At 61.6% G+C, this 26035-nt stretch carries 23 protein-coding genes, 1 tRNA gene and 1 pseudogene; 13 read left to right on the top strand and 12 right to left on the bottom strand.

Features of this window, described 5'->3' with window-relative positions; all coding sequences use genetic code 11:
- Position 1 precedes the first annotated feature (1 nt).
- The 3 genes from C495_RS11050 to C495_RS11040 are packed head-to-tail and all read right to left on the bottom strand — an operon-like array spanning position 2 to position 6292.
- Entirely contained in the window at positions 2–520 is a 519-nt protein-coding gene (locus C495_RS11050; protein WP_008162903.1) for a DUF7287 family protein, read from the bottom strand.
- 1 nt (position 521) lies between these two features.
- On the bottom strand, positions 522–2579 hold the full coding sequence (locus C495_RS11045; RefSeq protein ID WP_008162902.1) for a type II secretion system F family protein: 2058 nt from the start codon (positions 2577–2579) through the stop codon (positions 522–524).
- Positions 2576–6292: a type II/IV secretion system ATPase subunit gene (locus C495_RS11040; RefSeq protein WP_008162900.1), complete on the bottom strand. Its 3717-nt coding sequence runs from the start codon at positions 6290–6292 to the stop codon at positions 2576–2578. The genes C495_RS11045 and C495_RS11040 overlap by 4 nt, the downstream gene beginning before the upstream one ends.
- A 361-nt stretch (positions 6293–6653) precedes the next feature.
- Between C495_RS11040 and C495_RS11035 the strand changes: the two genes are divergently transcribed.
- The 7 genes from C495_RS11035 to C495_RS11005 are packed head-to-tail and all read left to right on the top strand — an operon-like array spanning position 6654 to position 13949.
- Positions 6654–7955 (top strand): ABC transporter substrate-binding protein, encoded by a 1302-nt coding sequence (locus tag C495_RS11035; RefSeq protein ID WP_008162898.1) that lies wholly within the window; start codon positions 6654–6656, stop codon positions 7953–7955.
- 43 nt (positions 7956–7998) lie between these two features.
- Complete coding sequence (locus C495_RS11030; protein ID WP_008162895.1) at positions 7999–8886, top strand: branched-chain amino acid ABC transporter permease; 888 nt, start codon at positions 7999–8001, stop codon at positions 8884–8886.
- Complete coding sequence (locus C495_RS11025) at positions 8883–10097, top strand: branched-chain amino acid ABC transporter permease (RefSeq protein WP_008162892.1); 1215 nt, start codon at positions 8883–8885, stop codon at positions 10095–10097. Before C495_RS11030 ends, C495_RS11025 begins: the two co-directional genes overlap by 4 nt.
- Positions 10097–10864: an ABC transporter ATP-binding protein gene (locus C495_RS11020; protein WP_008162891.1), complete on the top strand. Its 768-nt coding sequence runs from the start codon at positions 10097–10099 to the stop codon at positions 10862–10864. The genes C495_RS11025 and C495_RS11020 overlap by 1 nt, the downstream gene beginning before the upstream one ends.
- The gene (locus C495_RS11015; RefSeq protein WP_008162888.1) at positions 10861–11577 is read left to right on the top strand and encodes an ABC transporter ATP-binding protein; all 717 of its coding nucleotides are present in this window, start codon (positions 10861–10863) and stop codon (positions 11575–11577) included. The genes C495_RS11020 and C495_RS11015 overlap by 4 nt, the downstream gene beginning before the upstream one ends.
- A 1-nt stretch (position 11578) precedes the next feature.
- Positions 11579–13189: a long-chain fatty acid--CoA ligase gene (locus C495_RS11010; protein ID WP_008162887.1), complete on the top strand. Its 1611-nt coding sequence runs from the start codon at positions 11579–11581 to the stop codon at positions 13187–13189.
- Complete coding sequence (locus C495_RS11005; protein WP_008162885.1) at positions 13182–13949, top strand: SDR family NAD(P)-dependent oxidoreductase; 768 nt, start codon at positions 13182–13184, stop codon at positions 13947–13949. The genes C495_RS11010 and C495_RS11005 overlap by 8 nt, the downstream gene beginning before the upstream one ends.
- Before the next feature lie 71 nt (positions 13950–14020).
- Here the strand turns inward: C495_RS11005 and C495_RS11000 are convergent, their stop codons facing one another.
- Positions 14021–15124, bottom strand: a complete 1104-nt coding sequence (locus tag C495_RS11000; RefSeq protein WP_008162883.1) for a phosphotransferase family protein — start codon at positions 15122–15124, stop codon at positions 14021–14023.
- 192 nt (positions 15125–15316) lie between these two features.
- The gene (locus C495_RS10995) at positions 15317–15970 is read right to left on the bottom strand and encodes a helix-turn-helix domain-containing protein (protein WP_049890311.1); all 654 of its coding nucleotides are present in this window, start codon (positions 15968–15970) and stop codon (positions 15317–15319) included.
- 231 nt (positions 15971–16201) lie between these two features.
- Here C495_RS10995 and C495_RS10990 point away from each other — a divergent pair, with 231 nt between their 5' ends.
- The 3 genes from C495_RS10990 to C495_RS10980 are packed head-to-tail and all read left to right on the top strand — an operon-like array spanning position 16202 to position 18677.
- The gene (locus C495_RS10990; protein WP_008162880.1) at positions 16202–17608 is read left to right on the top strand and encodes a selenium-binding protein SBP56-related protein; all 1407 of its coding nucleotides are present in this window, start codon (positions 16202–16204) and stop codon (positions 17606–17608) included.
- Entirely contained in the window at positions 17605–17928 is a 324-nt protein-coding gene (locus C495_RS10985) for a 2Fe-2S iron-sulfur cluster-binding protein (RefSeq protein WP_008162877.1), read from the top strand. Before C495_RS10990 ends, C495_RS10985 begins: the two co-directional genes overlap by 4 nt.
- A complete protein-coding gene (locus tag C495_RS10980) occupies positions 17925–18677 on the top strand; it encodes a hypothetical protein (protein WP_008162876.1) in 753 nt (250 codons plus the stop codon). The genes C495_RS10985 and C495_RS10980 overlap by 4 nt, the downstream gene beginning before the upstream one ends.
- 56 nt (positions 18678–18733) lie before the next feature.
- On the opposite strand, the pseudogene C495_RS17290 reads toward C495_RS10980, so the two are convergent.
- The 3 genes and pseudogenes from C495_RS17290 to tatA form a co-directional block, all read right to left on the bottom strand.
- Positions 18734–18898: pseudogene (locus C495_RS17290) on the bottom strand (RNA-guided endonuclease TnpB family protein); the annotation flags it as partial.
- Between the two features lie 132 nt (positions 18899–19030).
- Positions 19031–19103, bottom strand: a tRNA-Arg gene (locus tag C495_RS10975).
- Between the two features lie 18 nt (positions 19104–19121).
- Positions 19122–19421, bottom strand: coding sequence for a twin-arginine translocase TatA/TatE family subunit (gene tatA / locus C495_RS10970; protein ID WP_008162873.1), 300 nt, complete (start codon positions 19419–19421; stop codon positions 19122–19124).
- Between the two features lie 287 nt (positions 19422–19708).
- On the opposite strand from tatA, the gene C495_RS10965 reads away from it, so the two are divergent.
- Positions 19709–20188: a redoxin domain-containing protein gene (locus tag C495_RS10965; protein ID WP_008162872.1), complete on the top strand. Its 480-nt coding sequence runs from the start codon at positions 19709–19711 to the stop codon at positions 20186–20188.
- Between the two features lie 150 nt (positions 20189–20338).
- The gene (locus C495_RS10960; protein WP_008162869.1) at positions 20339–21169 is read left to right on the top strand and encodes an HD domain-containing protein; all 831 of its coding nucleotides are present in this window, start codon (positions 20339–20341) and stop codon (positions 21167–21169) included.
- Positions 21170–21293: 124 nt separating this feature from the next.
- On the opposite strand, the gene C495_RS10955 is transcribed toward C495_RS10960, so the two are convergent.
- Positions 21294–21518, bottom strand: a complete 225-nt coding sequence (locus tag C495_RS10955) for a hypothetical protein (protein ID WP_008162868.1) — start codon at positions 21516–21518, stop codon at positions 21294–21296.
- Positions 21519–21699: 181 nt separating this feature from the next.
- Between C495_RS10955 and C495_RS10950 the strand changes: the two genes are divergently transcribed.
- The gene (locus C495_RS10950) at positions 21700–21894 is read left to right on the top strand and encodes a XapX domain-containing protein (protein ID WP_008162866.1); all 195 of its coding nucleotides are present in this window, start codon (positions 21700–21702) and stop codon (positions 21892–21894) included.
- 42 nt (positions 21895–21936) lie between these two features.
- Here the strand turns inward: C495_RS10950 and C495_RS10945 are convergent, their stop codons facing one another.
- From C495_RS10945 to C495_RS10935, 3 genes are all read right to left on the bottom strand, one after another.
- Positions 21937–23238 (bottom strand): 5'-deoxyadenosine deaminase, encoded by a 1302-nt coding sequence (locus tag C495_RS10945; protein WP_049890310.1) that lies wholly within the window; start codon positions 23236–23238, stop codon positions 21937–21939.
- Between the two features lie 75 nt (positions 23239–23313).
- A complete protein-coding gene (locus C495_RS10940; protein ID WP_008162861.1) occupies positions 23314–25152 on the bottom strand; it encodes an FAD-binding protein in 1839 nt (612 codons plus the stop codon).
- 3 nt (positions 25153–25155) lie between these two features.
- Positions 25156–26034: a succinate dehydrogenase/fumarate reductase iron-sulfur subunit gene (locus C495_RS10935; protein WP_008162858.1), complete on the bottom strand. Its 879-nt coding sequence runs from the start codon at positions 26032–26034 to the stop codon at positions 25156–25158.
- Position 26035: the final 1 nt, after the last annotated feature.

The raw sequence follows: 26035 nt of genomic DNA, 5'->3' as shown, positions 1-26035 counted from the left end.
GTTACCACACCCTCACGACGAGTCGGCACGCTGTTTCACAGCCCTCTGGGTTATCATCAAGTGTCACGATCCGAGCCGAACTGGCCGCTGACTGGCCGTTGTACTGGTCTCCGATCACCATGTCGTTGACCGTTTCGCTCTCGTTGAGCTGTTCGATCTGCACGCTCACTTGATCGCCTGCGGTTCGAAGGCCAACGCGATCTTCTAACTCACCATCAGTCTCGTTGAATGCAGTGTCGTTGATCGCGTTCGGTGACGTATCCGAATCCGACAGATTGTGCACCAGCCGATCCGCGATCCGATCCGCCTGCGCCGTCTGCCCGCCGCTGACCGACGAGTCGAACGGCGTCAGAATCGTGGGGAGAAACGAGAACACGAAGGCAACGGCCAGAATGAACACGCCGATCCCGACCGCAAAATCCTGCGTGGTCTGGCCACGATCACGCAACGAGAGCGAGACCGTCCGCTGGCGTCGGCCTCGAGTGCGCTTCGATCCGTTCTGCGTTCGTTTTCGACTCATTTCAGGCCACCAGCGTCCAGCCGACGAGTGCGATCGTTGCCAGTGCAACCGCGTATTTCAGCCCGCTGAGTAGGTCGGCATCCCGGATGTAGCCACAGATGAACCCGGAGATGATCGCCTGCATCGTCACGGCGTGGAAGAACAACACCGCCAGCATATCGACCTGAATGTTCTCGCTCAGATCGGCCTGTGCGAGTTCACCACCGCCGCCACCGGAGTCGCTGCTGGTCGACTCGAGGCCGGCCATCGTGTCGATGAACTGCGTTTTGAGGATCGCGATCACCGCGAGGACGGTCATGAACGTCATGATGATGATCACGACCTGCATTCGGGTTCGGGACTTGCGTTCGCGTTCGATATCGTCGTGGTTCTCGCTGGCGCGGGCGGCCGTCCGGAGGACGTTCGAAATCTGGTTCGACGCCTCCTGTGCCTCGGTGATCAGTCGGGTCGTTCGGGCGAGTCGCGGGATGTGATACTTGTTGTTGAACTCGATAAACGCCTGTTTCAGACTCGTCCCGTAGTTGACCTTCGTGTGCATCATCTCGAACTCGCGGGCGAGTTTGCCACTCGTCGTATCCGAGACGGCTTTCAGTGACTCGAGCAAGGTCAGCCCGGTGTCGTTCGAACTCGAGAGTTTCCGGAGGTCTTCGGAGAGTTGACTGACGACGGCGTTTCGGTGACGAACGTTCCACTCGCGGAAAATCGCGAGCGGGATCGCCATGACGTACAGCGGGACGTAGACGTAGATGAACGTCCCCCAGACGGCGTTGCCGAGCAGTTGGTCCCACGACGTCGGTGCCGAGCCGTTGACCATTGCCGTGGCGACGATCACGAGCGAGGCGGGCAGTGTCAACGCGAGCGTAAAGAGCGGATTGTCCCGGAAGAAGATGTGTGGCCGCCGAAGCACCTCTTTGGTCTCGTAGGTCCCCTCACGGTTTTTGATCCGGTCGAAGACGCTGTGCTCGCCAGTGAACTGCTCGACGAGGCCGAGGTTCAACAGCCCCTGGTCCCGCTGGGTTTCGACTCGCTGGTCCGTCTCTCCCATCGAGAGGAATCCATCACCCGGCTCGTCGTGTTTGACCGTCGAAACCAAGACGAGAAACGCGATGCCGATCAGCGGAATCAGTCCGTAGACGGTCATATACAGCATCTCATTCGTCACGTCCGCCTGCGGAATCATCTGCATGACGACCATGATGATGATCAACAACAGCGGAAACAGCGACAGCGTCATGTACATCTCGCCGAACAACTCGAGCGTCTCGAGGGTGAGTTCCTGTTCTTGTTTCGCGGTTCGCAGGTGCTTTTCTTTCTTGTCCTCGAGGAAGCTCTCCATGTCGCCGCCGCTGTTGACGATCGAGAGCATGTCCGTCAGGAACTGCGAGAGTTCGTCACTCGGTGTTTCGAGCGCCTGCTTTCTGATCGCCGTTCGGTAGTCGATATCAAAGTACTCGGTCTCTTTGACGATGCTCTGAAACTCCATTGCCACCTCGCCGTAGGTGTCGTCGGCTTGGGCCATCGCCTCGATGATCTCGAGTTGGTTCAGGCCACCGACCGACAGCGCGTACATGAACGACACCGAATCGGTCAGGAGCATGTTGATCTCGCGTTTGCGAGTCGACGCACGCGAGTAGGGGATCGCGACCAGCGAGCCGAAGCCGATCCCGAAGCCGATCGAGCCGAAGACGAGGCCGGTCACGAAGACCAGCGCCGGGATTCGAAGCGTATCGATGATCGCGAGGACCGTCTCGCTGCCGACGGGGAACCCGATGATCACGTCGACCTGAATGAGTCCCGTTGCGAACAGTCCGTAGCCGAGCAGGAGGCCAAGCAGCCAGAGCGCCAGCCCGCTGATGAAGCCGATCCCGAGCGCCCGCGAGAGGTAGAGTTCGACCGTATCGGTCATCCGGGCCTGTGCGAGTTTCGTCTCGACGTCGCCGACGAACTCGCTATCCTCGCTGAACAGCCGGGCGTACAGTGGGTAGAACGTCTCACCAAGGATGTCGGAGCCACCCGAGAGCGTTCCATCCCCGCCGCTGGTATCGGTTTGTAAACTCATCTGTCGGTCTCCTCATCGGGTTCGTCCGTGTCCTCGTCGTCAGCCTCGTCGCTTTGCCTGAAAATCGAATCGTCCGTCGTGGCCGGACGGCTCCTGTCGTCGAACAGCGAGGCGTCGTCTGTCTCGTCCGCTCCGTCGTCGGAAAAGATGGAGTCATCAGCTGCAAAGATCGACTCACCACTGGATTCAGTCGTCGACTCACCATCGGAGTCGTCAGCGGATTCGGCCTGAGAGGACTTACTGTCGGCACCTGCATCCGGTTTGTCGCCCTCGGTCGGCGGCAGGTCGATCGTTATCGACGGCTCCGTTGTCGCGTCGGCAGCGGTGGACGACTCCGAACCGTCACCAGTCGCCGTGTCGCCGCCGGACGTCTCGTCCGTCTCCGACTCGGGGTCATCAGCCTCGGCTTCTTCGAGGTGGTCGCTGAAATCGCCGACCGCATCGTCGGCCGAGTCGGGGTCGAAGATCGACTCGAAGTCGTCCTCTCGGATCATCGGGTCCGCGGCTGTGTCGGTATCTGTGGACTCGGCCGTCGTGTGATCCGGGTCGCCCTCGAGCGTTTCGACTGCATCGCCCATGTCGTCGAAGAGACCGCCGAGGTCCTCGTCCGTGGGACCGTCCGAAGGGCGACTCGTCGACTCGGTGTCGTCGGTCGTGTCGGTCGACGATGCCGTCGAGTCGGCAGCTGTCGTAGACTGATCGTGTCCGCCCTCAGCGTGTGCGTCGGAAGGCGTCTCAGTGTCGGCTGCCGACTCGCTGTCGGCCTCGGGAGTCGACTGAGACGACTCGAGTTCCGTACTCGGCGCTGGTAGTGCGCCGTCAGCTGCTGGCCCGTCAGTCGCGGTCTCCGGAGGGGCGTCCTGATCGAAGCCCGTCGAGGGGGTGTCACCTGTCTCGGCGTCGGCTGTCGCAGCGTCGCTACTCGTGGTCGCCTCGCTTTCGTCACTAATGTCGAACGCAGCGTCATCACTGAGCCAAGCCGGTTCGTCGGGCTCCTCGCTCGAGTCGATGTCGAACGCGCTCGAGCTATCGCCCAGTTCCCACGTCTCCTCGTCGATGCTGGTGTCGACCTCGCCGGCAAACTCGAACTCGTCGGTATCGGCACGATCGACGTCGATCGTCTCTTCCTGTTCGATCCCACTGAGCGCGCTTGCGAGGCCGCTCGGGACCTTCCCGCGGTACTCTTCGAACAGCGACTCCTCGGCCCGCTCTAAGAGGTCCATCGAGAGGTTGTAGGTCTCGTCGGTCGCCTCCGGTCGTGGGACGAGTTCCTCTTTCTCCTGATCGACGTCGATCAGGACGCTCTCCATCTCGCGGAGGTCTTCGAGGCTGTCCTCGAGATAGCCGTTCGCGATCAGCGTCAAGATCGTGTCCGGATCGTTGATAAACGCCTGAACCGTCGCCGCGACCTCCGCGTACGTGTTGAGCCCGTTTTTGATGAGGTAGGCGATGATGACCTCGCGTTTGAACAGTTCCTCCTCGAGTTTCTCTTTGCTCCAGCCGCGGTCGAACTGGATCTCCTCTAAGGTGTTGGAGTCCCCCATCTTGAGGAACTCGTCGGTTTCGGCCTGCCACTGGTAGACGTCTTGAACGTTGATCTCGTCGTGTTCGGCCTCGTAATGGTTGATCTCCGTGAGCGACTTGTTCCGGCGGACCTTCCGGCCTTGCACCCGCGTCTGCGTCTGGATCGAGACCAGATCCAGCGCGGTGAACATCGTCTTCGAGACGTTGATCGGGTCCGTCGTAAATCGTTTGAGGACTTCGTCGACGGAGTCGGCGTGGAACGTGGTGTACGTCGTGTGGCCCGTCGACATGACCTGGAACAGCGTCCGGCCTTCCTCACCACGGATCTCACCCATCACGATGTAGTCGGGTCGCTGGCGCAGTGCGGCCTCGAGCAGGTCGAACTCGTCGACGTCACCCTGCTCGTCGTCGGTAAACGACGGCCGCGTCACGCTCGCGATCCAGTTTCGCTGTGGGAGTTCGACCTCGCGAGTGTCCTCGATGGAGACGATCTTGGCGCTGCTTGGAATAAACAGCGAGACAGCGTTCAGCGAGGTCGTTTTCCCGGATGCTGTCCCGCCGGCGAAGATCAGGCTCTTGTGGTTCTCGATGGCGAGCCAGAGAAATGCCATCTCATCGAGGCTGAAGGTGTTCCAGTTGATGAGGTCGATCGGGGTGAACGGAACGTCCTTGAACTGACGGATGGTGTAGTTAGTCCCGTGGTCGGAGACCTCCTGCCCCAGCGTCAACTGGGCACGCGAACCGTCGGGGAGGGTCGCGTCGACCTGTGGGAGCCGTTTACTGATCCCTTTGCCCGAGCGCTGGGCCAGTTTGACGACGAAGTCGTCGAGTTCGTCCTCACCATGATAAATGTTCGAGATGATCTGCTCGTACTCCGAATGGTAGACGAAGACGGGGGAGTTGTAGCCGTCGACGGAGATGTCCTCGACGTTGATGTCGTGTTTGATGCCGTCGATGCGCTCGTAGCCGATGAAATTACGCTTGAGCAGGTAGAGGAGCTTTTCGACCTGATACTCCGACAGCGTGTCCGGATCGTCCTCAAGAATCGCGGGCTCGGGCCGGACAGAGAGTCCCTCGAGCGGTTTCGGACCTGCCTCCTCGTCCTCGGTGTCCTCGTCGTCGTCGAGCAACGTCTGCAGCGTTTCGAGGAGGCTCTTTTTCGTCCGTCCGGAGGATTTCTCGAAGAGATCGTACCGTTTCAGGAGGCGGCGAGTTTCGTCTTCGATGACCGCTCGGCGGCCGTCCTCGGTCGCCTTCTCTTTGATGCCGTCCTCGGAGTATTTGATCGCCGTCCGGAGTTTGCCCGAGAGGAACTCTTGGAGTTCCTGCTCGATCTCGTTTCGGTACGGCTCGATCATGTAGTACTTCTTCTCGTTTTCTTTCTCCGAATGGAAAATAACGACACACGCGTAGGGTTTGTTGACCCAGTAACGTTCGACCTCCCGAAAGTGGGTCTTCTTGTCCATCGGGACGGCCTTCTCAAGGTCGTAGCGGTTGGTGACGGTCGTGTTGCCCGAAGCCGTCGAGAAGAAGTCGTCTTCGTCGAGTTCGTCTTGGATGTTGACGGTTCGTTCCTCGACGAGGTCGTCCAACACCATCGCGGCCTCGTCGCCAGCGAACAGTCGCTGTTCGATAGTGTCCGGGTCGAAACCGAGCGCGTCTTCTTCGTCGTGTCGAATAATCTCGCCGTCTGCATCCCGCGGGCGGGAGCCGTCGTCTTCGTAGTAGTACTCCCACTTGTAGTGTTCCCAGGTCCAGACGTCTTTCGTGACGGGTGTCGTCTCCGGGTCGACGTACTCGAGGAACGCGTCCTGCAGGATTTCGGCGTTTGGCTTCGCGGGATCGGCGATGACTGATTCGAGAGTGTCCGGATGTCTGCCAAGATAGGCGGTTGGATCGAACGAGACTCGAGTCCAGTCGTCCCCGCTGGGAACTGTCGGTTCGACCGCTTCGTCGGTATCGAGTCCGAGTTGGTCGTCGACCTCGGATTCAGAATCGTCGGGATAGAGTGCAGAAACCTCGTCACCGTAGCCGTGTTCTGCCATGAAATCCGCCCACGTGTACGCTCCGACGCGGACGCCCGGATCCGAGTCCGACTCGTGGGATTTTTCGTCCACCGACGCTGATTCAGATGCTTCGTCGTCAGAAAAATTCCCGGCATCTGAGTGGTCGGCCTCGTCAATAGCCATTGAATTCAACCTATTGTTCCCCCTTCAAAAAAGTCACGTGCAGATTACCACATCTGATAACCCCGCGGCCGAAAAGCCCGTAGAATGACGGGTGTGGTGCGAACAACGTCGACTGATCGTCACCTCCGTGATTGATTACTGAGTAGTTTGACATGTGTGCCACTACCTCTAATATTACTCTTCCAACATGTGTCCGTATCGGCGTTAATCCCGTCGAGAGATCTGTGTCGAGTCCTAACGAGAGTACGTCAATCACCACCAATATCATGACAACAATAAATACAATATAAGATTATTAACATAATTTATTTATATCCATCATACGGAGTTGAGTTCGTGATTGTCTGTGGTTAGCAATAACATGAGGAATGGTCACGAGAACAATGGGTCGCGAACAGCACCGAACTCACTGGGCGTCGATCGGCGAACGTTTCTGAAGACGACCGCTGCCGGGGCTGGGCTCGCGACGGTTGCAGGCTGTCTCGGTGGAGGCGACGACGACGGGATCACGCTCGGTGCACTCTACATCACCTCCGGGTTTGCGTCACTGTATGGTGAGGAGGGAGCTCGAGGCTACGAGCTTGCTGTCGATGAAATCAACGACAACGGTGGAATAGACGGTGAAGAGGTTACCGTCATCTCCCGTGACACGGAAAGTGACGCCAATACGGCAGGCCGCCAGATGCGGAGCCTGATCGAAGAGGAGAGTGTCGACGGCCTGTTTGGGCTGGACAGCAGTGGTGTCGCACAGGCGCTGGCACCACAGGTCGCCCAGTTCCAGATTCCGTTTATGGTCACACACGCGGCGACGCCGTTTCTGACGTCACCGGAGGGTGAACACGAGGATTCGGTCGGAAACGACTACGTCTTCCGGAACGCAAACAGCCTCGCACAGGACATCTACGGCGCTGCACGGACGGCTGAGGAACTCGATGCGACCGAGTGGGCGACGATTGGGCCGGACTACGCGTTCGGATACGAGACCTGGGACTACTTCCAGGCGTTCTGTGAGGGACTCGGCGTCGACGCAGAGTTCACGGCAGAACAGTACCCCGGACTCGAGACGGGTGATTACTCGCCGTACATCAGTTCGATCATGGATGCAGAGCCGGACGGCGTCATCACGCCGCTGTGGGGGGCCGACCTGACGACGTTCCTCGGACAGGCCGAGAGCGCCGGCTGGTTCGACCAGATCGATTACACCCTCTTCAGCGTCGGTATGGGGACGGATCTGCCCGCGGATGGATCGCCGCTTCCCGAAGGTGAGTACGCCTCGACGCGGTACGACCCGTTCGTCCCGGACACTGACGAGAACAACTCGTTCCGCGATCGGTACTACGACGAGTACGAGACCCTTCCGACGTACAACGCCGAGGGTGCCTACCGGGCAGTGTACCTGTACAAGGAGGCTATCGAGTCGGCCGGCAGCGCCGATGCGGACGATCTGGTGGAGACGTTCACCGGCATGGAACACTCCGGCCCGGTCGGCGACTACCGGTTCAACGAGGAGACGAATCAGGCAACCGTGCCCTCGATCTGGGGAACGGTCAGCTACGACGACGACTGGGAAAGCAACGTCCTCGATCCGGTCGAGGTCTACGAAGCCACACCTGACGTGGTAAACGACGCACTCGGCGACTCCGACCTCCCTTCGGGGGTCTAACGAACCCGTCGCCGCTGTTATACAACATGACACTTATACAAGAATGACGAATACAATTGCATTTATCGGGCTGTCAGACGTTATCATTGGTCTCAGCCTCGGAAGTCGCCTGTTCCTGATCGCCGTCGGTCTGAGCTTGATCTTCGGCGTGTTGGGGGTACTGAACTTCGCACACGGGGCCTTCTACATGATCGGGGCCTACGTCGCACTGGCAGTGACGAACAGTTTGATCGGCAACTTCTGGCTCGCGGTCGTTATCGGCGCGACGGCCGTTGGAGTCATCGGCGTTCTCATCGAGGTCAGTACGATCCGGCCGCTGTACGGTCGACTCGAGGGAGACCTCGACCAGTTGATCGTCACGTTCGGCTTCGTCCTCATCATCCACGAAGTGATCCGCTTCATCTGGGGTTCACAGCCGTATTCGGTGGACGCACCGGCAGCACTCGATTTCTCCGTGTCGGTCGGAGGCGGTACGTTCACCGCCTACCGACTGTTCGTTATCGGTGCTGCGTTCGTCGTCATGCTCGGTCTGTGGGTGTTCATCACGAAGACGTACTTCGGCGCACTCGTGCGCGGGACATCGTCGGACCGGGAGATGGCCTCGATTCTCGGGGTCGACGTCCCGCGGCTGTACACCGGGGTGTTCTTCTTCGGAAGCTTCCTCGCCGGACTCGGCGGAGCACTCGCTGCACCGCTGCAATCCGTTAGTCCAGCACTCGGAGATCAAGTCATTATCGACGCGTTCATTATCGTCGTCATCGGCGGCCTCGGTTCGCTTTCAGGGGCGTTCGTGGGAGCGATGTTCGTCGGTATGATGCAAGCACTCGGGCCGCAGTTCATGGCGGCCGGACACATCGCGATTCCGTTCCTCGCAATGGTACTCGTGTTACTGTTCCGTCCAGAAGGGCTGTTCGGAGGGTTCGGCGAATGAGTACACAAGACAACAGCATCGGCGCGCGGATCGGTACGTTCGGCCGGGAAGCTGTCCAGAACGGCTGGACCAGAGAGCGATTTACCCTGCTCGGATTGGTCGGACTGGTCCTGATCGGACTCGGTCCCTCCTTCCAAGTGTACCTGTTCACCGAGTTCATGATCATCGCGCTGTTCGCGCTTGCCTTTAACCTCCTGTACGGCTACACCGGCCTCCTCTCGTTCGGCCACGCGCTGTTCTTTGCCGGTGGCTCCTACGGGCTCGCAATCGTCATCCGGGACCTCCAGCCGACGATCGCAGACGCGCTCGGCAGCGGCGTCGCGCCGCTCGTGACATTCGTTATCGGCGGTCTCGTCGGTGTCCTGCTGGTCGTCCTGATCGCGATCCCGGTCGGCTGGCTGTCCGTCCGACTCGAGGAGATCTACTTTGCGTTGATCACGCTGGCGTTCGGGATGCTCGGCTACTCGCTGATCGTCCAGAACCCCGCCGGACTGACAAACGGCACCGACGGTGTCCTCGTCCTGCTCGGGTTCGTCGAACTCGGCGGCCTCGAGTTCAGACTCGGCGATCGACGGGTCTACTACTACCTGACGCTGACGATCGTCCTCGCGTCGACGTACGCCCTCTGGCGGATCGTCAACTCACCGTTCGGGACGATCTGCAAGTCGATCCGCGAGAGTCCTGATCGAGCCGCTGCACTCGGCGTCGACGTTCGATACCACCGGTGGATGACGTTCATCCTCTCGGCGGTTTTCGTCGGAGTCGCCGGTGTCCTGATCGCGGGACTGGCGAGCGTCGCCTCGCCGTATCACTCCCACTGGACACAGAGCGCGATCGCCGTTGTCGCCACCGTCATCGGTGGTGCGACGTTCTTCGCCGGGCCGATCGTCGGCGCGTTCATCTACCTCTACGTCCGCTGGGGGATCAGCCGCTACCCGGCGCTCGAGGCCCACTGGGAGTTCTTCTTCGGGGTCATGCTCATCCTCGTCGTGCTCTACTTCAAGCAGGGCGCTGTCGGTGGGCTGGTCATGCTCCACGCATGGCTTCTCGAGGTCCAGACGGTGTACGAACGCGACGGTGCTGGCGCTGCAGCGTCGTTTGTCGGCGACTCGATCACCACAAAGCTCCGTAATGCGAGGGATGTGATCGTCGCGAGACTTCGATCGGTGTGGAATCGTCTGCGATCGATCGGCCAGAGAGGTGCTACCTAATGACGACAGTTCTCAAGACCGAAAACCTGCGACGACAGTTCGGTGACCTCGTCGCCGTCAACGACGTCTCGCTCGAACTCGAGGAAGACGAGATTACCAGTATCATCGGCCCAAACGGGGCCGGAAAGACGACGTTCTACAACCTGCTGACGGGGGTGCTCGAGCCGACTTCGGGGGAGATCTGGCTCCAAAAGGACGGCGAACTCGCGGATATCACCGACGCCCCACCACACGAGGTGGCCCAAAGCGGCCTCTCGCGGTCGTACCAGATCTCGAACGTCTTTGAGCGGCTAACGGTTCGAGAGAACGTCCAAGTCGCTCGGATCGCCCACGAGGGGCGGACGCTCGATATCCGTTCGCGGGCGGCCAATGACGAGCAACTCAACGCGGATGTCGACGAGTTACTCGAACTCACGAACCTCGCCGACATGGCGGAGGTCACGTGTGACGAACTGAGCCACGGCGAAAAGCGCAACGTCGAGATCGCCCTCGCGCTCGCGATCGAGCCGACAGTGTTCTTGCTCGACGAGCCGACGGCCGGAATGAACCCGACCGAGACGAAAGAGATCGTCTCACTCATCCACGAACTGAACGAGGATATCGACGCGACGTTCGTCGTCACCGAACACGACATGGACGTCGTCACCGACATCTCCGATCGGATCGTCGTCCTCGCCGACGGGGCGGTCCTCGCTGACGGCGATCCACAGGCGGTCCTCTCCGACGAACGCGTGACGGAAGCCTACCTTGGCAGTGAGGCAGTATGACAGTACTCGAACTCGACGACATCGACACGTACTACGGGAATAGCCACGTCCTCCACGGCGTCTCACTCGAGCTCGCCGAGGGCGAAGTCGTCGCCTTGCTCGGCCGCAACGGGGCCGGGAAGACGACGACAATGCGATCGATCATGGGCGTGACGCCGCCGCGGCGCGGCTCGATCGTCTACCGCGGCGAGAACATCGTCGGGAAATCGCCCGATAAGCTCAACCAGCGCGGCATCAATCTGGTGCCCGAAGATCGACGGGTGTTCCCGACCCTCTCGGTTCACGAGAACCTCGTCCTCGCGCACAAACTCGCGGCCGACCCGAAACCGGTCGCGGAGATGTACGAGTTGTTCCCGATCCTCGACGAGTTGCGAACGAGCAACGCCCAGAACTTGAGCGGCGGCGAACAGCAGATGCTCGCCGTCGCACGCGCGCTCGTGCAACGCCCCTCGTTGCTCTTGCTCGACGAACCGACCGAGGGGCTCGCCCCGGTCATCGTCGACGACTTACAGGAGATGCTTCAGGCGGTCGTCGAAGAGGACGTAACCGTCTTGCTCTCCGAGCAGAACGTCAACTTCGCGTTCGAGTTGGCGAGTCGCGGCTACGTCATCGACACCGGCTCGATCGTCTTCGAGGGCTCGGTCGAGGAGATTCAAGCGCGTGAGGATCTCCTCGAGAAGTACCTCGCCGTCTCACCGGAGGAAGTCGCCTAGGATGACCGACCTGACGCTCCGGCCGTTTTTCTGGCGGCCGACGAATCTCTACCCCGAGACGCGGGTCGTCTCCCGGACCCATGACGGGATCACCGACTACACGTACGCCGCGTTCGGTACTCGTGTGCGATCACTGGTTGCCGCGCTCGTCGACCGCGGGTTCGGCCCCGGCGATCGGATCGGCACGGTCGGCTGGAACCATCATCGGCACTTCGAGACCTACTTCGCGGCCCCGCTATCGGGCGCGCAGTTGCACACGATCAACGCTGTGCTCGGCGACGAGGACATCGTCCACATCGTCGAGGACGCCGCCGACGACATCCTGTTCGTCGATCCGGGGGACCCGTTTGAGACGATCGAACGACTCTGGGACGACCTCCCGGTCAACGAGGTCGTCGTCATGGCCGACGCCGTCCCCGACACCGAGATCGACGCGGTCGCCTACGAGGACCTGCTCGATGCGCACGATCCAATCGCCGACGAGCAGCTGCCACCGCTCGAGGAAGACCTTCCTGCTGGCATGTGTTACACGTCCGGGACGACCGGGCGACCGAAAGGCGTCGAGTACACCCAGAAGATGATCTACGCCCACGCGATGATGGTGATGACGCCCGCGGGGCTGAACATCGACGAGCGCGACGTTGTGATGCCGGTCGTGCCGATGTTCCACGTCAACTCCTGGGAGTTCCCCTACGCGGCGACGATGGCCGGCGCGACCCAGGTCTATCCCGGCCCGTCTCCGACGTCTGCCGACCTGCTCGAACTGATCGAACGCGAGGGCGTCACGCTAACCGCCGGCGTCCCGACGGTCTGGATCAACCTCCTCGAGCACATCGACGAACACGGCGGCGACCTCTCCTCTCTCGAGCGGATCGTCGTCGGCGGCAGCGCGGCCCCCGAAGACGTCATGCGCCGGTACGCAGACGAGTTCGACGTCACGATGGAACACGCGTGGGGGATGACCGAAACGATGAGCATCGGTTCGGTCTCCCGGCCGAAATCGCAGATGGACGACTGGGACCGCGGCCGGAAGTACGACAAGCGCAAGAAGCAGGGACTGCTCTCGCCGGGCCTCGAGATGCGCGTCGTGAACGATGCCGGCGAGGACGTTCCGTGGGATGGGCAGGCCGTCGGCGAGCTCTGGGTTCGCGGGCCCACCGTCGTCTCGGAGTACTACAACCGACCCGACGCGACCGCAGACGATTTCGAAAAGTCGTGGCTCAAAACCGGCGATATCGTCACCGTCGACGAGGACGGCTACCTCGAGGTCGTCGACCGCGCCAAAGACGTCATCAAAAGCGGCGGCGAGTGGATCTCTTCGATCGAACTCGAGAACGCGCTGATGGCTCACGAGGCGGTCGTCGAGGCGGCCGTCATCGGCGTGCCCCACGAGACGTGGCAGGAACGGCCGCTGGCCTGCGTCGTGCTCGGGGAGGGACGCGATACCGACGAGGAGACACTACAGGTCTATCTCGCAGCCGAACTCGACCAGCCCGACTGGTGGCTCCCCGACGAGATCAGGACGGTCGAATCCATTCCGAAGACGGCGACCGGCAAGTTCGACAAGAAAGGACTACGCGATCGGATCGACATGGTGGTAGACGATGAGTGACCTCTTCGACCTCTCCGGACGTGTCGCACTGGTAACCGGCGGCGGACGCGGCATCGGCCGCGCCATTGCCGTCGAACTCGCAAACGCCGGGGCCGCGGTGGTCCCGTCGGCCCGCTCGACCGACGAAATCGAGGCTGTGGCGGACGAGATTGAAGCCAACGGCGGCGACGCACTTGCCGTCTCGGCTGACGTCACCGACCCGGATGCCGTCACGAGCGCCATCGACCGAGCCGAGGCCGAGTTCGGCAACGTCGACGTTGTCGTCAACAACGCCGGCTTCAATCCAGCAGATGCCCTCGGTCGGCCGGAGGACGTCTCGACCGAGAGCTTCGATCGGGTCCTCGACGTCAACCTCAATGGGGCGTACGAGGTGACGACGGCGGCGGCCGACTCGCTGCTCGAGAGCGACGGCGGCTCGGTCATCAACGTCGCCAGCGTCGGCGGACTGGTCGGCCTGCCGCGCCAGCACCCCTACGTCGCCTCGAAACACGGCCTTGTCGGCCTCACCAAGAGCATGTCGATGGACTGGGCGCCCGACGTACGCGTCAACGCGATCGCGCCGGGCTACGTCGCGACGGAACTCACGACCGGCCTGCAAGAAAACGAGGAACTCCGCCAGTCGATCATCGATCGCACGCCACTCGAGCGCTTCGCCGAGCCCGAAGAGATCGCCGGACCGGCGGTCTTCCTCGCGAGCGACGCCGCGAGCTACGTTACTGGCTCGGTACTCGCTGTCGACGGCGGCTGGACGTCGCGGTAGTCGAACTGACGACCGCGTCCGATCCAACTGATTCGTTTTTTCGAGCCGATCTCCGTTCGATCTGCAGCCGACTAGATGTCGTACTCGCCGTCGATGATCGCCGTCGCCTGCTCGAGCAGCCGTGGGACGCCGTCCTCCATCTTCGGATACAGTGGGTCGTCGCTGTTGCCCTCGAGATAGCGTCGGAAGAACATCTCGCCGAGCGCGCCCATCTTGTAGGTCGCGAGCACGGTGTAAAAGCGAGGAGTATCGAACGGACGGCCGGTCTGTGCCTCGTAGCGCTCGATCAGCTCGCTACGTGTGAGATAGCCCTCGCGTGCCGTCAGCGTCGGATACAGCCCTTCGACGGGTGGGTCAGGGTCGTTCTCGTCGTGCCAGAACGAGAGCATCCAGCCGAGGTCCGTAAACGGATCGCCGAGCGTGGCCAGTTCCCAGTCGAAGACGGCGATCACTTCGGGCCTGGCGTCGGCGGCCGCATCGTCACCCGCCGCGACCGCCTCGTCGGCAGGAGCGAACATCACGTTGTCGAGTTTGTAATCGCCCTGCACGAGCGTCTCCGGGTGGTCTTCGGGGACGTTCGCCTGCAGCCACTCCGTGATCCGCTCGAGCGCTGGGAGGTCGCGATGGTCGGCCGTCGTCTCCCGGGCCCACTCGAACTGCTCGCCCCAGCGGTCGACCTGTCGCTGTGTGAACCCCTCCGGATAGCCGAATTCGCCGAGGCCAACGGCCTCGTAGTCGACGTCGTGGATCGCTGCGAGCGTATCGACCAGTTCGGTACTGAGCTGTCTGCGGGCGTCCGGGCGCGCGAGCCACGACGGCTCCTCGGTACGGATGACGTCGCCCTCGAGTTTCTCCATCACGTAGAAATCACTGCCCATGACCTCGTGGTCGTCGCACGCGAGGACGGTCGTCGGAACCGGCACGGCCGTCTCCTGTAACGCGTCGACGACGTGGTGTTCCCGAAGGACGTCGTGGGCCGTGTCGGCGGTCTTCCCCGGCGGCGGCCGCCTGACGACCAAGTCCTGGCCGCCCCACGTCACGAACAGTGTCTCGTTCGAGTGACCGGCGTCGACGCGTTCGACCTCGAGTCGGTCGGCCGGGCCGAGTGCATCCGTGAGATACGACCGGAGCTGATCTCGGTCGACCAACCGATCGAGATACGTCTCATCGCTCATCGAACCACCCGCAGACAGTGGGAACAGTCATCATTGAACAAACACTGCTCTCATGTTGCGGGCAAACGAGGTTAAACACTTCGGGAAACCGGAACGGGGTCACGTCTCGAGGGGGCCGACGACGGCGAGCAGTTCGACGGCATCGATACCGCTCGAGGACGGGGGCGTGGTTTGTCGAGTCTCGAGGCCTGCTCACCGTCGTGGCTGCTCCTCGGAGAGCAGCGTCTGTTCGATGAGTGAGGCAACACCCCGACGAACTCGCTGGGAGAAGGCGCTATCGCTGAGGTCCAGTCGCTTGGCGAGTTCGGTCTGGGTGATCCCCCGTGGAACCTCGAAGTAACCGTTACGGTAGGCAGTCAGGAGCGCATCGCGTTGTTTGGTCGATAGCGACTCCGGTTTCGGAAGGTGTGCCGGATCGTACAGGTGACGCAACGTCACGGGGATTCCGTCCTCCGTGAGGAGGATATTACATCGAGACAGGTTCTCGTGAGTGGTGAACCGAAGCCGAAAGTCCCAACTTTCCGCCGTTCCCGAGGCCTCGAGCACCCGCGCTCTGGACTCACGGAGCGCCCGGACGACGCCGTCGAGATCGTTCGCCCACTCGACCTCGAACAGCGTTCCGCCGGCCGTATTTGTGATCATGGTAACGACATCGATCTCCGGGGAGTCACGGAGGGCGATTTCGGCTGCTCGCCGGTCGCCCTCCACGACCCACAGCAGCAGGGCGACCTGTTCGTACAGTGGGACGACACGCTGCAGTTCGACCTCTACGTTCGGGACGTCCCGCAGGGCGCGTCCCAAGACGAACGCGTCCGCAGGGACGGTGATGTCGGCGATAACGGTCATTTGGTCACCTGATAGGCTTATCGGCGCTCGACACTCGAGTCCGTGCCAGTCCCGTGCACGTTCGACTTCGAAGGCTAAGATGTCTGGGGGTGTCTCGACGGTTCGACGTCGATGCTCGACCACTCGTCTATTGTGTCGTTGTACCGTGCCACTATCTTCGACTCTTGGTCGATACTATTGAAGGCAAACGGCGTCCCGACGACTGACATTAGTAGTAGCTGGTGAAAGCCGATGAGCGACAGTTCGCACCCGTCTGGCGGGCACAGCACGCACGACCACCACCACGAACACGACCACGAGGTCGAAGGGCCCGGGTACGCGACGCCGCAGGCGGCTATCGAGGAATCCGAACGGGAGACGCGCGCCTACGTCGTCGGCCTCTACACGGGTAGCGACGTCGACGAACCGGATTTCCTCGCCGTCGTCGACCTCGATCCCGACTCCGAGACGTACTGCGAAATCGTCGATCAACTCTCGATGCCCACGAAAGGCGACGAACTCCATCACTTCGGCTGGAACGCCTGCTCGTCGTCCTGCCACGTCGGCGACCTCGAGCGACGGTACCTGGTCGTTCCCGGGAACCGCTCCTCGCGGATCCACATCGTCGATACGCTCGCCGACGACGGCCCCGAAATCGTCGACGTCATCGAGCCCGAGGCCATCCACGAGTACGATCTCTCGTCGCCACACACCGTTCACTGTCCGGCCGGCGGCGGCGTGATGATCAGCATGCTCGGGAACGCCGACGGCGACCTCCCCGGCGGCTTCCTCCTCCTCGACGAAAACCTCGAACTCGAAGGTCGCTGGGACGAACCCGGTGAGATCGAGATGAACTACGACTTCTGGTACCAGCCACGCCAGAACGTGATGATCTCCTCGGAGTGGGCCGCGCCGAAGACCTACCAGCCCGGGTTCGACCTCGAGGACGTCGAGGCCGGGAAGTACGGCCAGCGGTTACACTTCTGGAACTGGACGGACCGGACGGTCGAGCAGACGATCGATCTCGGGGAAGAAGGACTGGTTCCCCTCGAGGTGCGCTTCTGTCACAATCCGGAATCGACCCACGGCTACGTCAACGCAGCACTCTCCTCGAACATTTTCCACTTCTTCGAGGAGGATGGCGAGTGGCGCGCGGAGAAGGTCATCGACTTCGAGGGACGGGACCTCGAGGGCTGGGATATGCCGGTCCCCGCGCTTCCGACGGACATCCTGATCTCGATGAACGACCGCTATCTGTTCGGCGCAAACTGGCTCCACGGCGAGGTCTGGATGTACGACATCTCGGACCCGGCGAATCCGCGACACGCCGACTCCATCTCGATCGGCGGCTACTTCGGTGAGAAACAGGCAGTCAACGGCCGTGAGTTGGTCGCTGGGCCCCAAATGGTGCAGTTGAGCCTCGACGGACGCCGTCTCTACTGGACGACGTCGCTGTACTCGAGTTGGGACGATATGTTCTTCCCCGAGGAGGCCGAGCACGGCTCGGTGATGCTCAAAGCCGACGTTGATCAGGAACAGGGCACGCTCGAACTCGACGAGGACTTCTTGGTCGACTTCGGCGACCTGCCAGCGGGTCCCGCTCGCGCCCACGAGATTCGCTGGCCCGGTGGCGACTGCACCAGCGACGTGTGGCAGTGACCCCGACCGTTCCGGTGGCCCTCCAGTGGCGCTCGGGTCGTCACGAGACGATCACGGCGTCGCCCGACGAGTCGATCCTCGAGGCCGCCGATGTCGCTGGCGTTGGCCTTCCCTTTGGCTGTCGGACCGGCGTCTGCGGGACCTGTACCGCACGGTGTCTCGAGGGCGAGATTACCCACCGCCGAAAGCCGCGCGCGCTCAAGGGTCGTCACCTCGCGAACGACTACGTCCTGCCGTGTATCGCCACGCCGGCATCCGACTGCACGCTCGAGGTCGGGGCCGACGTCCGTGCGGATCTGTTCGAGAACCCGTGGCGATGACGACCGAGACACGTCGATCCGCCGTCGGTGGCCGCCGTTTGCGGCTCGCGATAGCGGCAGCGCTCGCGCTCGTCGCTGTGGGATCGACGACAGTTCAGGCCCACGAGGTGGTAGCCGACCAGCCCAGCAACGGCGATCCCCTGTCGCTCGCGGCGGTCGTCGTCGCCGTGGTCTCGGTGGGCATCCTCGGTGGTCTGGCAGTAATTCTCACGGAAACGTCGCTGCGTGCGCGACACCACACGCTGTTCGATCGGTGTCTCGGCGGCTTGCTCGTCATCCTCGGCGTGACACTCGGGCTGTCAGCGGTGGCCGAGTACCCAACTGTTGCCGTCGCCGGGCTCGTTGGCGGCGGGTTCCTCACGCGATCGCTCACGACCCACGCCGAGCACGACCACCACGCAGAACTGGCGTTGGGCACCCTCGTCACCCACCGGACGATCGAAGGGGTCGCACTGGTTGCGCTCTACCAGAGCGGTTCGACCATCGGGCTGGCCGGTGCACTCGTCATCGCTGGACACGCAACCCTCGAGACCGCCGTCGTGGCTGGGTTGTACGCGGAGAGAGGGCGTCCGATCGCTGCGCTCGCTATCGGCGTGTTGCAGGCCGGATTCGTCGGCGGTGCCGTCGTCGGGGCACTCTTGGCAATCGTCCTCCCGCTTCACCTTTCCGTCGCCGTCGTCGCCATCGGCGCTGGCGCACTACTCGTCGTCGGAAACATCACGTTCTTCGGCCAGCACACCCCAGCTTGACATCCTCCACACGACTGAAGTCGTGGGATTCCCGACCGCCGTTGGGATATTGTGGTTTACGACGTGATCTGTTCTTGAGGTGCGAACGCACCAGTTTTCTTCTCAAATAGGTACGTCGATGGCTGTGCCAACCAGCCGTTACTCCTATCTCCACCATCCGTGGCGGGACTCGGAGATACTTTCTGTCGGATGTTCTCAGAACCATTCACGTCCGCGTTCGACAAACGCAAGGAGAAAGCGAGCGCGGCGGGATTCAAACTACGCCCGGGAACCTCGTCGCTGGTGCTTGCAGAGCCTCGATCGAGTTCGAATCCCACCATGCCGGTTCGCTCGCCACCCCGTGGCTCGCTGCACGGGCGTGGCGGGATTCGAACCCACGATCAGAAGGTTAGGAACCTTCTGCCCTCTCCGCTAGGCCACACGCCCCCACTCGAGAAAAACGTGTTAGTTCGTTTCGGTTTCCGTTTCCGTTTCGGTTTCGTCCTCCTGCGTGACCGGCTCCGTGTCGACGAAGTCGTCGTCTTCATCCTCGTCCTCCTTGAAGCCCGATTCACGCATTTCGTCGAGTTCCGTTTCGACCTTTTCACGCCCCTTCTGGAATTCGCCCATGGCTTCGCCAGTCGACCGAGCCAGCTTCGGGATTTTGTTCGCCCCGAACAGCAGGATGGCGATGAAAAGGATGATCAGTAGTTCCGGCCCCCCGGGTGCGCCGGGGATGAACAGCGGTGCGATTTCGGCTACCATCTCTATACATGGCTTACCCGCTGGCAATTATAACCTTTTTGGACCACTCAGTATGGCAAGTCTCGACGACAGTCCGTTTGAGCCGGGTTATCGAACTAATTACAACCTGGCCGACATAGTAATATAATCTCGTGCGAGCGTGATCGAAGCCGGATCGAGTGCCGTCAAACTGTCAGTTCGGAGTTGTGTCGATACGCGACCACGCGTAGCGTACGGGTAGCAGTGGTCGCAAGCGACCAGTTCCGCGAACGAAACTGTCTTTCCGGCTTACCCGTAAGCAACCAGTGATGCCAGAAACCGGCGATGCTGCACCAGATTTCACCGTACCGCTTGCAAACGGCGACGTCGACTCCTTTACGCTCTCCGAGCGTCTCGAGGACGAGGCACCGGTCGTCCTCGCGTTCTTCCCGGGCGCGTTCACCGGCGTCTGCACCGACGAGATGTGTACGTTCCAGGACCGTCTGGCCGCGTTCAACGACCTCGACGCCACCGTCTACGGCGTCAGCCGTGACTCCCCGTTCGCACTGAACGAGTTCCGCAACCAGAACGGCCTCGAGTTCGGCCTTCTCAGCGACTACAACAAGGACGTTATTGCCGACTACGACATCGAGATGGACTTCGCTGATCTCGGCGTCTACGGCGTCGCAAAGCGCTCGGTCTTCGTCGTCAACGGCGACGTCGAGGTCACCTACGCGTGGGTCAGCGACGACCCCGGCGTCGAACCCGACTACGACGAGGTCGAGGCCGCTGTCGAAGACGCAGCATAACGGCCCCACCAGTATTCAGCCAGCAGTGGCGCACTTACTGTCGTTTGAGTGCGGCCATTCACACTCATTTTATCGACTGTCAGAACACGCCAGTTCCACCCCAACGTCAGTTGCCGCAGGGCTTTTTTAGTCTGCAACCGACGTTCCCGTATGAGCGATTCTGCCGGCGACGACGTCGCAGCCGACGAGCGCGCACGTCGTGTCTACTCCCCTGACGCCGACCACAATTTCCCCGACGCAAAACTCAACCGCGTCCTCGAGTTCATTACCGAAGACGACGAGATCGAGACGTATCTCGAGGCCCAAAACGTCAACGCGGTCGATCGGATGCAGTACAACGATCACGGGACGAAACACATCGAGATCGTCCGCAACCGAGCGCTATGTCTGTACGACCTGCTCAAAGCCGGCGACGTCGACTTCAACGGCGCACGTCAGCAGGGGCTTGCCGAGGAAGACGAATCGGTCATCATCGCGCTCGCGGCGACGCTGCACGACGTCGGCCACGTCGTCCATCGCGATCAACACGCCTACTACTCGATTCCGCTGGCGTCGGACATCCTCGACCGCGTGCTCCCCGAGTTCTACGATGTCGCTGAAACGGTCCGCGTCAAAGGCGAGGTGCTCCACGCGATTCTCTGTCACCATCGATCCGAGACGCCGCTGACGACCGAAGCGGGCGTGATTCGCGTCGCCGACGCACTGGATATGGAGCGTGGTCGCTCGCGGATTCCCTACGAACACGGCGGCCGCGGCATCAACACCCTCTCGAGTCAGGCGATCAGTCGCGTCTCGCTGCAGGAAGGGGAGACGACACCCGTGATGGTCGAGATCGCGATGACCAACGCCGCCGGCGTCTATCAGGTCGACAATCTGTTGAAAGCGAAACTCAACGGCTCCGGACTCGAAGAACAGATTCGGATCGTCGCGGTCAACACGAACGAAAACCACGAGCAACTGGTCGAACGGATCGAACTCTAGTCCGTCCGACGACGACCGGGTTCGCTGCACACAGCGTGCCTGCACTGTTCAATCGGCCCTCCACTCGCCATTCTGATGGGTCGTAGATGGCACCTATCGCGTGAGACCGCTCGGTAAATCGCGTTCAAGCGAGTTCGAACCCCGACTCCGTCCGCTCGAGATAGCCTCGAGTCCGAAGCGTGGTGGTAATCGAAAGGACGGTTCCAGTGGTGAGTTCGAGCGCGGTACAGAGTTCCTCCGTCGTCGCCGTCGGCCACGTGGACAGATAGAGGTAGACGAGTTTCGCTCGCGGCGACTCGAGATCGGTCGGAATCGATACACTCGAACGTGCCTGTCCGTCGTAGTGCATACTACGCGCTCAGTAGTTCGACGATATTAAAACTAGGCTTCGTCAGTCGTCGAAATCCGGGGCTCGAGGGCGGCCACTGCGTGCGGTTTCGTGACCCCGTTCGGTTTCGAAAACGAGAGTTCCTCGAGAGGTGCGCGCGCAAGTCAGTGTATTTTTGTCGTCACCGACCCGCCTCACCGGTATGAATTACGAACTTATCGCGCTCGGGTTACTGACCGGCACGCTCACCGGCGCGTTCTTTGCGCTGTTCGATGTCCCGATACCGGCACCACCGGAACTCCCGGGACTGATGGGAATCATCGGCATCTATGTGGGCTACAAACTGGTCCAAGCTGCAGACATCAGTATCGACGTGCTCGACTCGCTTGGGCTCTGAGCGGCCTCGACTCCCATACGTCGGCTGTCGAACCGAGTTCTATCAGTCGAGATCCAGATCGGCAGCAAACTCGCGAGCCCGCGCTCTAATCGCAGCGGCGTCGGCGACGAGAACCTCGCCATCGCGCATGAGCATCTCTCCACCGACCATCGTGAACTGAACGTCATCGCCGTGAGCAGCGAACACTAGATGCGAGAGCACGTCGTGGATGGGCGTCGCGCGGGTCACGTCCGTCTCGAGGCCGATCACGTCGGCTTTCCACCCCTCGCGGAGTTTCCCGACGCGGTCGAAGCCCGCCGCCTGCGCGCCGTTTGTCGTTGCCATCTCGAACACCGTCTTCGCGGGCAGTGCCTGTGGCTCGAGGCGATCGACTTTCTGAAGCAGTGAGGCCTGTCGCATCTCCGTGAACGGGTCGAGCGTGTTGTTACACGGCGGGCCGTCGTTGCCCAGCGCGACGTTGATGCCCCGATCCAGATAGTCCAGAATCGGCGCGATACCGCTTGCGAGTTTCATGTTCGAAGAGGGACAGTAGGTCACGTTGGTGCCGGTCTCCGCGAGCACCGCCCGCTCCGAGTCGTCAGTCCAGACGCAGTGGGCGAGGACGACGTCTTCGCCGGTCAGCCCGACCTCATCGAGCCAGTGGATGTTTCGCCGGCCGGTGTCCTCCTCGACGGCCTCGATTTCGCCGCGGTTCTCGCTTGCATGGGTGTGGATCATCACGCCGTCGTAGGCGTCGGCGAGCGCTCTGGCACCGCGAAGGGCGGCCTCGGTGCAGCTGACGGCGAATCGCGGCGTTACGGCGTACTGGATTCGACCGTCGTCGATACCGTGGTAACGGCGAATGAGTCGCTCGCTTTTGGCGAGCGCCTCGTCAGTGTCCTCTAACAGCCCCGGCGGTGAATCCTTGTCCATGATTACCTTCCCGAGCCGGCCACGGATTCCCAGCTCGCGGGCTGCCTCGAACGCCTCCTCGGCGTGAGCAACCGAGAGGTGATCGATGCAGGTCGTCGTCCCGCTCTCAATCAACTCGAGATAGCCGAGTTCGGCAGCCGTCCGCATCTCCTCGGCCGACAGCGACGCCTCCATCGGGAGGACGTATTTGGAGAGCCACTCGAGCAACTCGGTGTCGTCGGCGATCCCCCGACCGAGGCTCTGGACGGAGTGGACGTGTGCCCCGACGGTCCCCGGCATAAGCACGTCGTATGACTCGTGAGCGTGGTCCGGATACCGCTCGAGACAGGTCTCTCGGTCCCCAACAGCGACGATCACGTCGTCCTCGACGACGACTGCCCCGTCGTGAATTACCGTTTCAGAATCAGCGACAACCGTCCCCGACAGTAACATTCGATCCAGCATAGCCCGTCGGCAGGCTTAGGGCTACTGGTCGGCGATAAAACCGCAGAAAACGGCGTGGAGTCGTTAGTAGCTGCGGACTTTCGGCTCGTAGGTCTTGTCTTCGCCCTCGAGAATTACTGGGCGATAGAAGATCGACGGCTCGCCGTCGTCCCACGAGATGAGCGTGTGTTTGAGCCAGTTTTCGTCGTCGCGGATCTGGTTCTCCTGACGCCAGTGGGCACCGCGGAACTCGTTGCGCACGAGCGCGCCGAGTGCAATCGTCTCGGCGACGTCGATCAGGTTGCGCGTTTCGATCGTCTGCTGGAGGTCCGTGTTGAACGTGCGCGATGGGTCGTCGACGTAGACGTCCTGATACTCTTCGCGACACTCACGGATGATCTTCAGCGCCTTCTTGATCCCCTCCTCGGTACGGAAGACGTTGACGTAGTCGGTCATCGCCTTCTGGAGTTTCGCACGGATTTCGGCGTGTTGGACGCCGTCGTCTTTCTCGATCAGGTAATCGATCTGTTCGCGGGTCTGCTCGACGGTCCGCTCTAAGATGCCTTCGGCGTCGGCCGTGACACCACCGTCTGCAGCGACGCCACCGGACTGGTCGAGTCCGGATGCGCCGGGTGCGACCGGCAGGTCGGCGTCGGTTTCGTCCTCGACATCGTCGCCGTAGCCGGTCTTGATCTGTGGCTCGCCGAGATCTTTGCCGGCAGCGTGGTAGCCAGCGCGCTTGCCAAAGACGATCAGCTCTGGCAGTGCGTTGCCACCGAGTCGGTTGCCGCCATGGACCGAGACACAGGCACACTCGCCGGCCGCATAGAGGCCGTCGATACAGGTCTGTCCGTTCTCGTCGGTCTCGATGCCACCCATGGCGTAGTGCTGGCCGGGCTTGACCGGCATCGGCTCAATAAGACCGTCGACGCCTTCGAAGTCCTCCGCGAGGTGGAGGATGTTCTCGAGGCGGTCGAGAATCCGTTCCTCACCGAGATGTCGCATGTCGAGGTGGACGTACTCGTCGTTGACGCCGCGGCCTTCGTTGACTTCGGTCAGTTCGGCACGCGCGACGACGTCGCGGGAGGCGAGTTCGCCGGAGTTGTTCGCATAGCCGTGTTCGAACATGAACCGCTCGCCCTCGTTGTTGTAAAGAATGCCACCTTCGCCACGGACACCCTCGGAGATGAGCACACCCGTCGACGGCAGCGAGGTCGGGTGGAACTGGATGAACTCCATGTCCTCGAGTGGGGCACCTGCGCGGTAGGCCATCGCGTGGCCGTCGCCGGTACAGGAGACGGCGTTGGTCGTGTGGTCGAACGCCTGTCCGGGGCCACCGGTCGCGAGGACGACGCCCTGATTCGCTTTGAACCCTTCAATCTTGCCCGACTGGACGTCGTAGGCGACGACGCCGTGACACTCGCGGTCGTTGGGGTCGTCTTCGTCGGTGGTTGCGAGGTCCATGACGTACCACTCGTCGTAGACCTGAATGCCGCGTTTGACGACCTGCTCGTACATCACGTGCAGCAGGTGGTGGCCGGTTTCGGCACCGGCGTAGGTCGTCCGGGGGTACGAGAGCCCACCGAACGGCCGCTGGGAGACACGGCCGTCCTCTTCACGGGAGAACGGCATCCCCCAGTGCTCGAGTCGAATCGTGTCTTCCGGGGCGTCTTTCGCGAGGGTCTCGACTGCGGGGGCGTCGCCTAGGTAGTCGGACCCTTTCATCGTGTCGTAGGCGTGGAGTTCCCAGTCGTCACCCTCCTGCAGGGCAGCGTTGATGCCACCCTCAGCCGCACCCGTGTGGCTGCGAACCGGGTGAAGTTTCGAGACCAGTGCGACGTCCGCACCTGCCTCGTCCGCTGCGACCGCAGCCCGGAGGCCAGCGCCGCCGGCGCCGACCACGATAACGTCGTGTTCGTACATGGTTTACCAGAACTTCAGGTTCTTCTTGACTGCTTCCCGCTTGAGCTCCTGAATGTGCTCGGTGAGCGGGATGTCTTTGGGACACACTTCGGTACAGGAGAACTGGGTCTGGCACCGCCAGACGCCGTGTTCCTGTTCTAAGATACGGAGTCGGTGCTCTTTAATCTCGTCGCCTTCGCGGTCGTCCATCGCAAACCGGTAGGCTTTGTTGATCGCCGCCGGACCGAGATACTCGTTGTCGCCGGCCGCGATGTTACACGAGGACATACACGAGGCACACCAGATACAGCGCGTCGACATCTTGACCTTCTCGCGGTTCTCGCGGGACTGGCGCTGTTCCTCGAGGTCGCTTGCGTCGGGCGTATCTTCGTCTTTGAAGTACGGCTCGACGGCATGCATCTGGTCGTAGAAGTGGTCCATATCGACGACCAGGTCCTTGACGACCTCCTGGTGGGGTAGCGGTTCGATTCGAACCGGCTGTTGGAGTTCCGAAATCTGTGTCTTACAGCCCAGTCGCTGTTTGCCGTTGACGAAGAAGGCGTCGGAGCCACAGACGGCCTGTCGACAGGAGTGGCGGAACGTCAACGAGGAGTCGTACGTGTCCCGTGCGTACATGACCGCGTCGAGGACGGTCATCCCTTTTTTGAACGGAACGTGGAAGTCGTCGAAGCGGGGCTCCTGTTTGTCTGCGACTTCGGGGTCGTACCGGAACACCTTGATGTGTACCGTATCGCCCTCGAGGTCGGATTCGTCGGCCGATCGCTCGTCGACCATGCTGCGTTCTTTCTTCTCGAGTCGCTCCTGCTGTGGCGACTCCGTGCCGTTCATCTCCGAGTCGTCCGGCGACTCCTGCGTTTCCGGTTTCTGTTGTTGAGTACTCATA

The organism is Natronorubrum sulfidifaciens JCM 14089 (assembly GCF_000337735.1).
GTDB lineage: Archaea > Halobacteriota > Halobacteria > Halobacteriales > Natrialbaceae > Natronorubrum > Natronorubrum sulfidifaciens.
The sequence above is the reverse complement of the archived record's forward strand: the minus strand, read 5'-3'. Positions and strand labels throughout refer to the sequence as shown.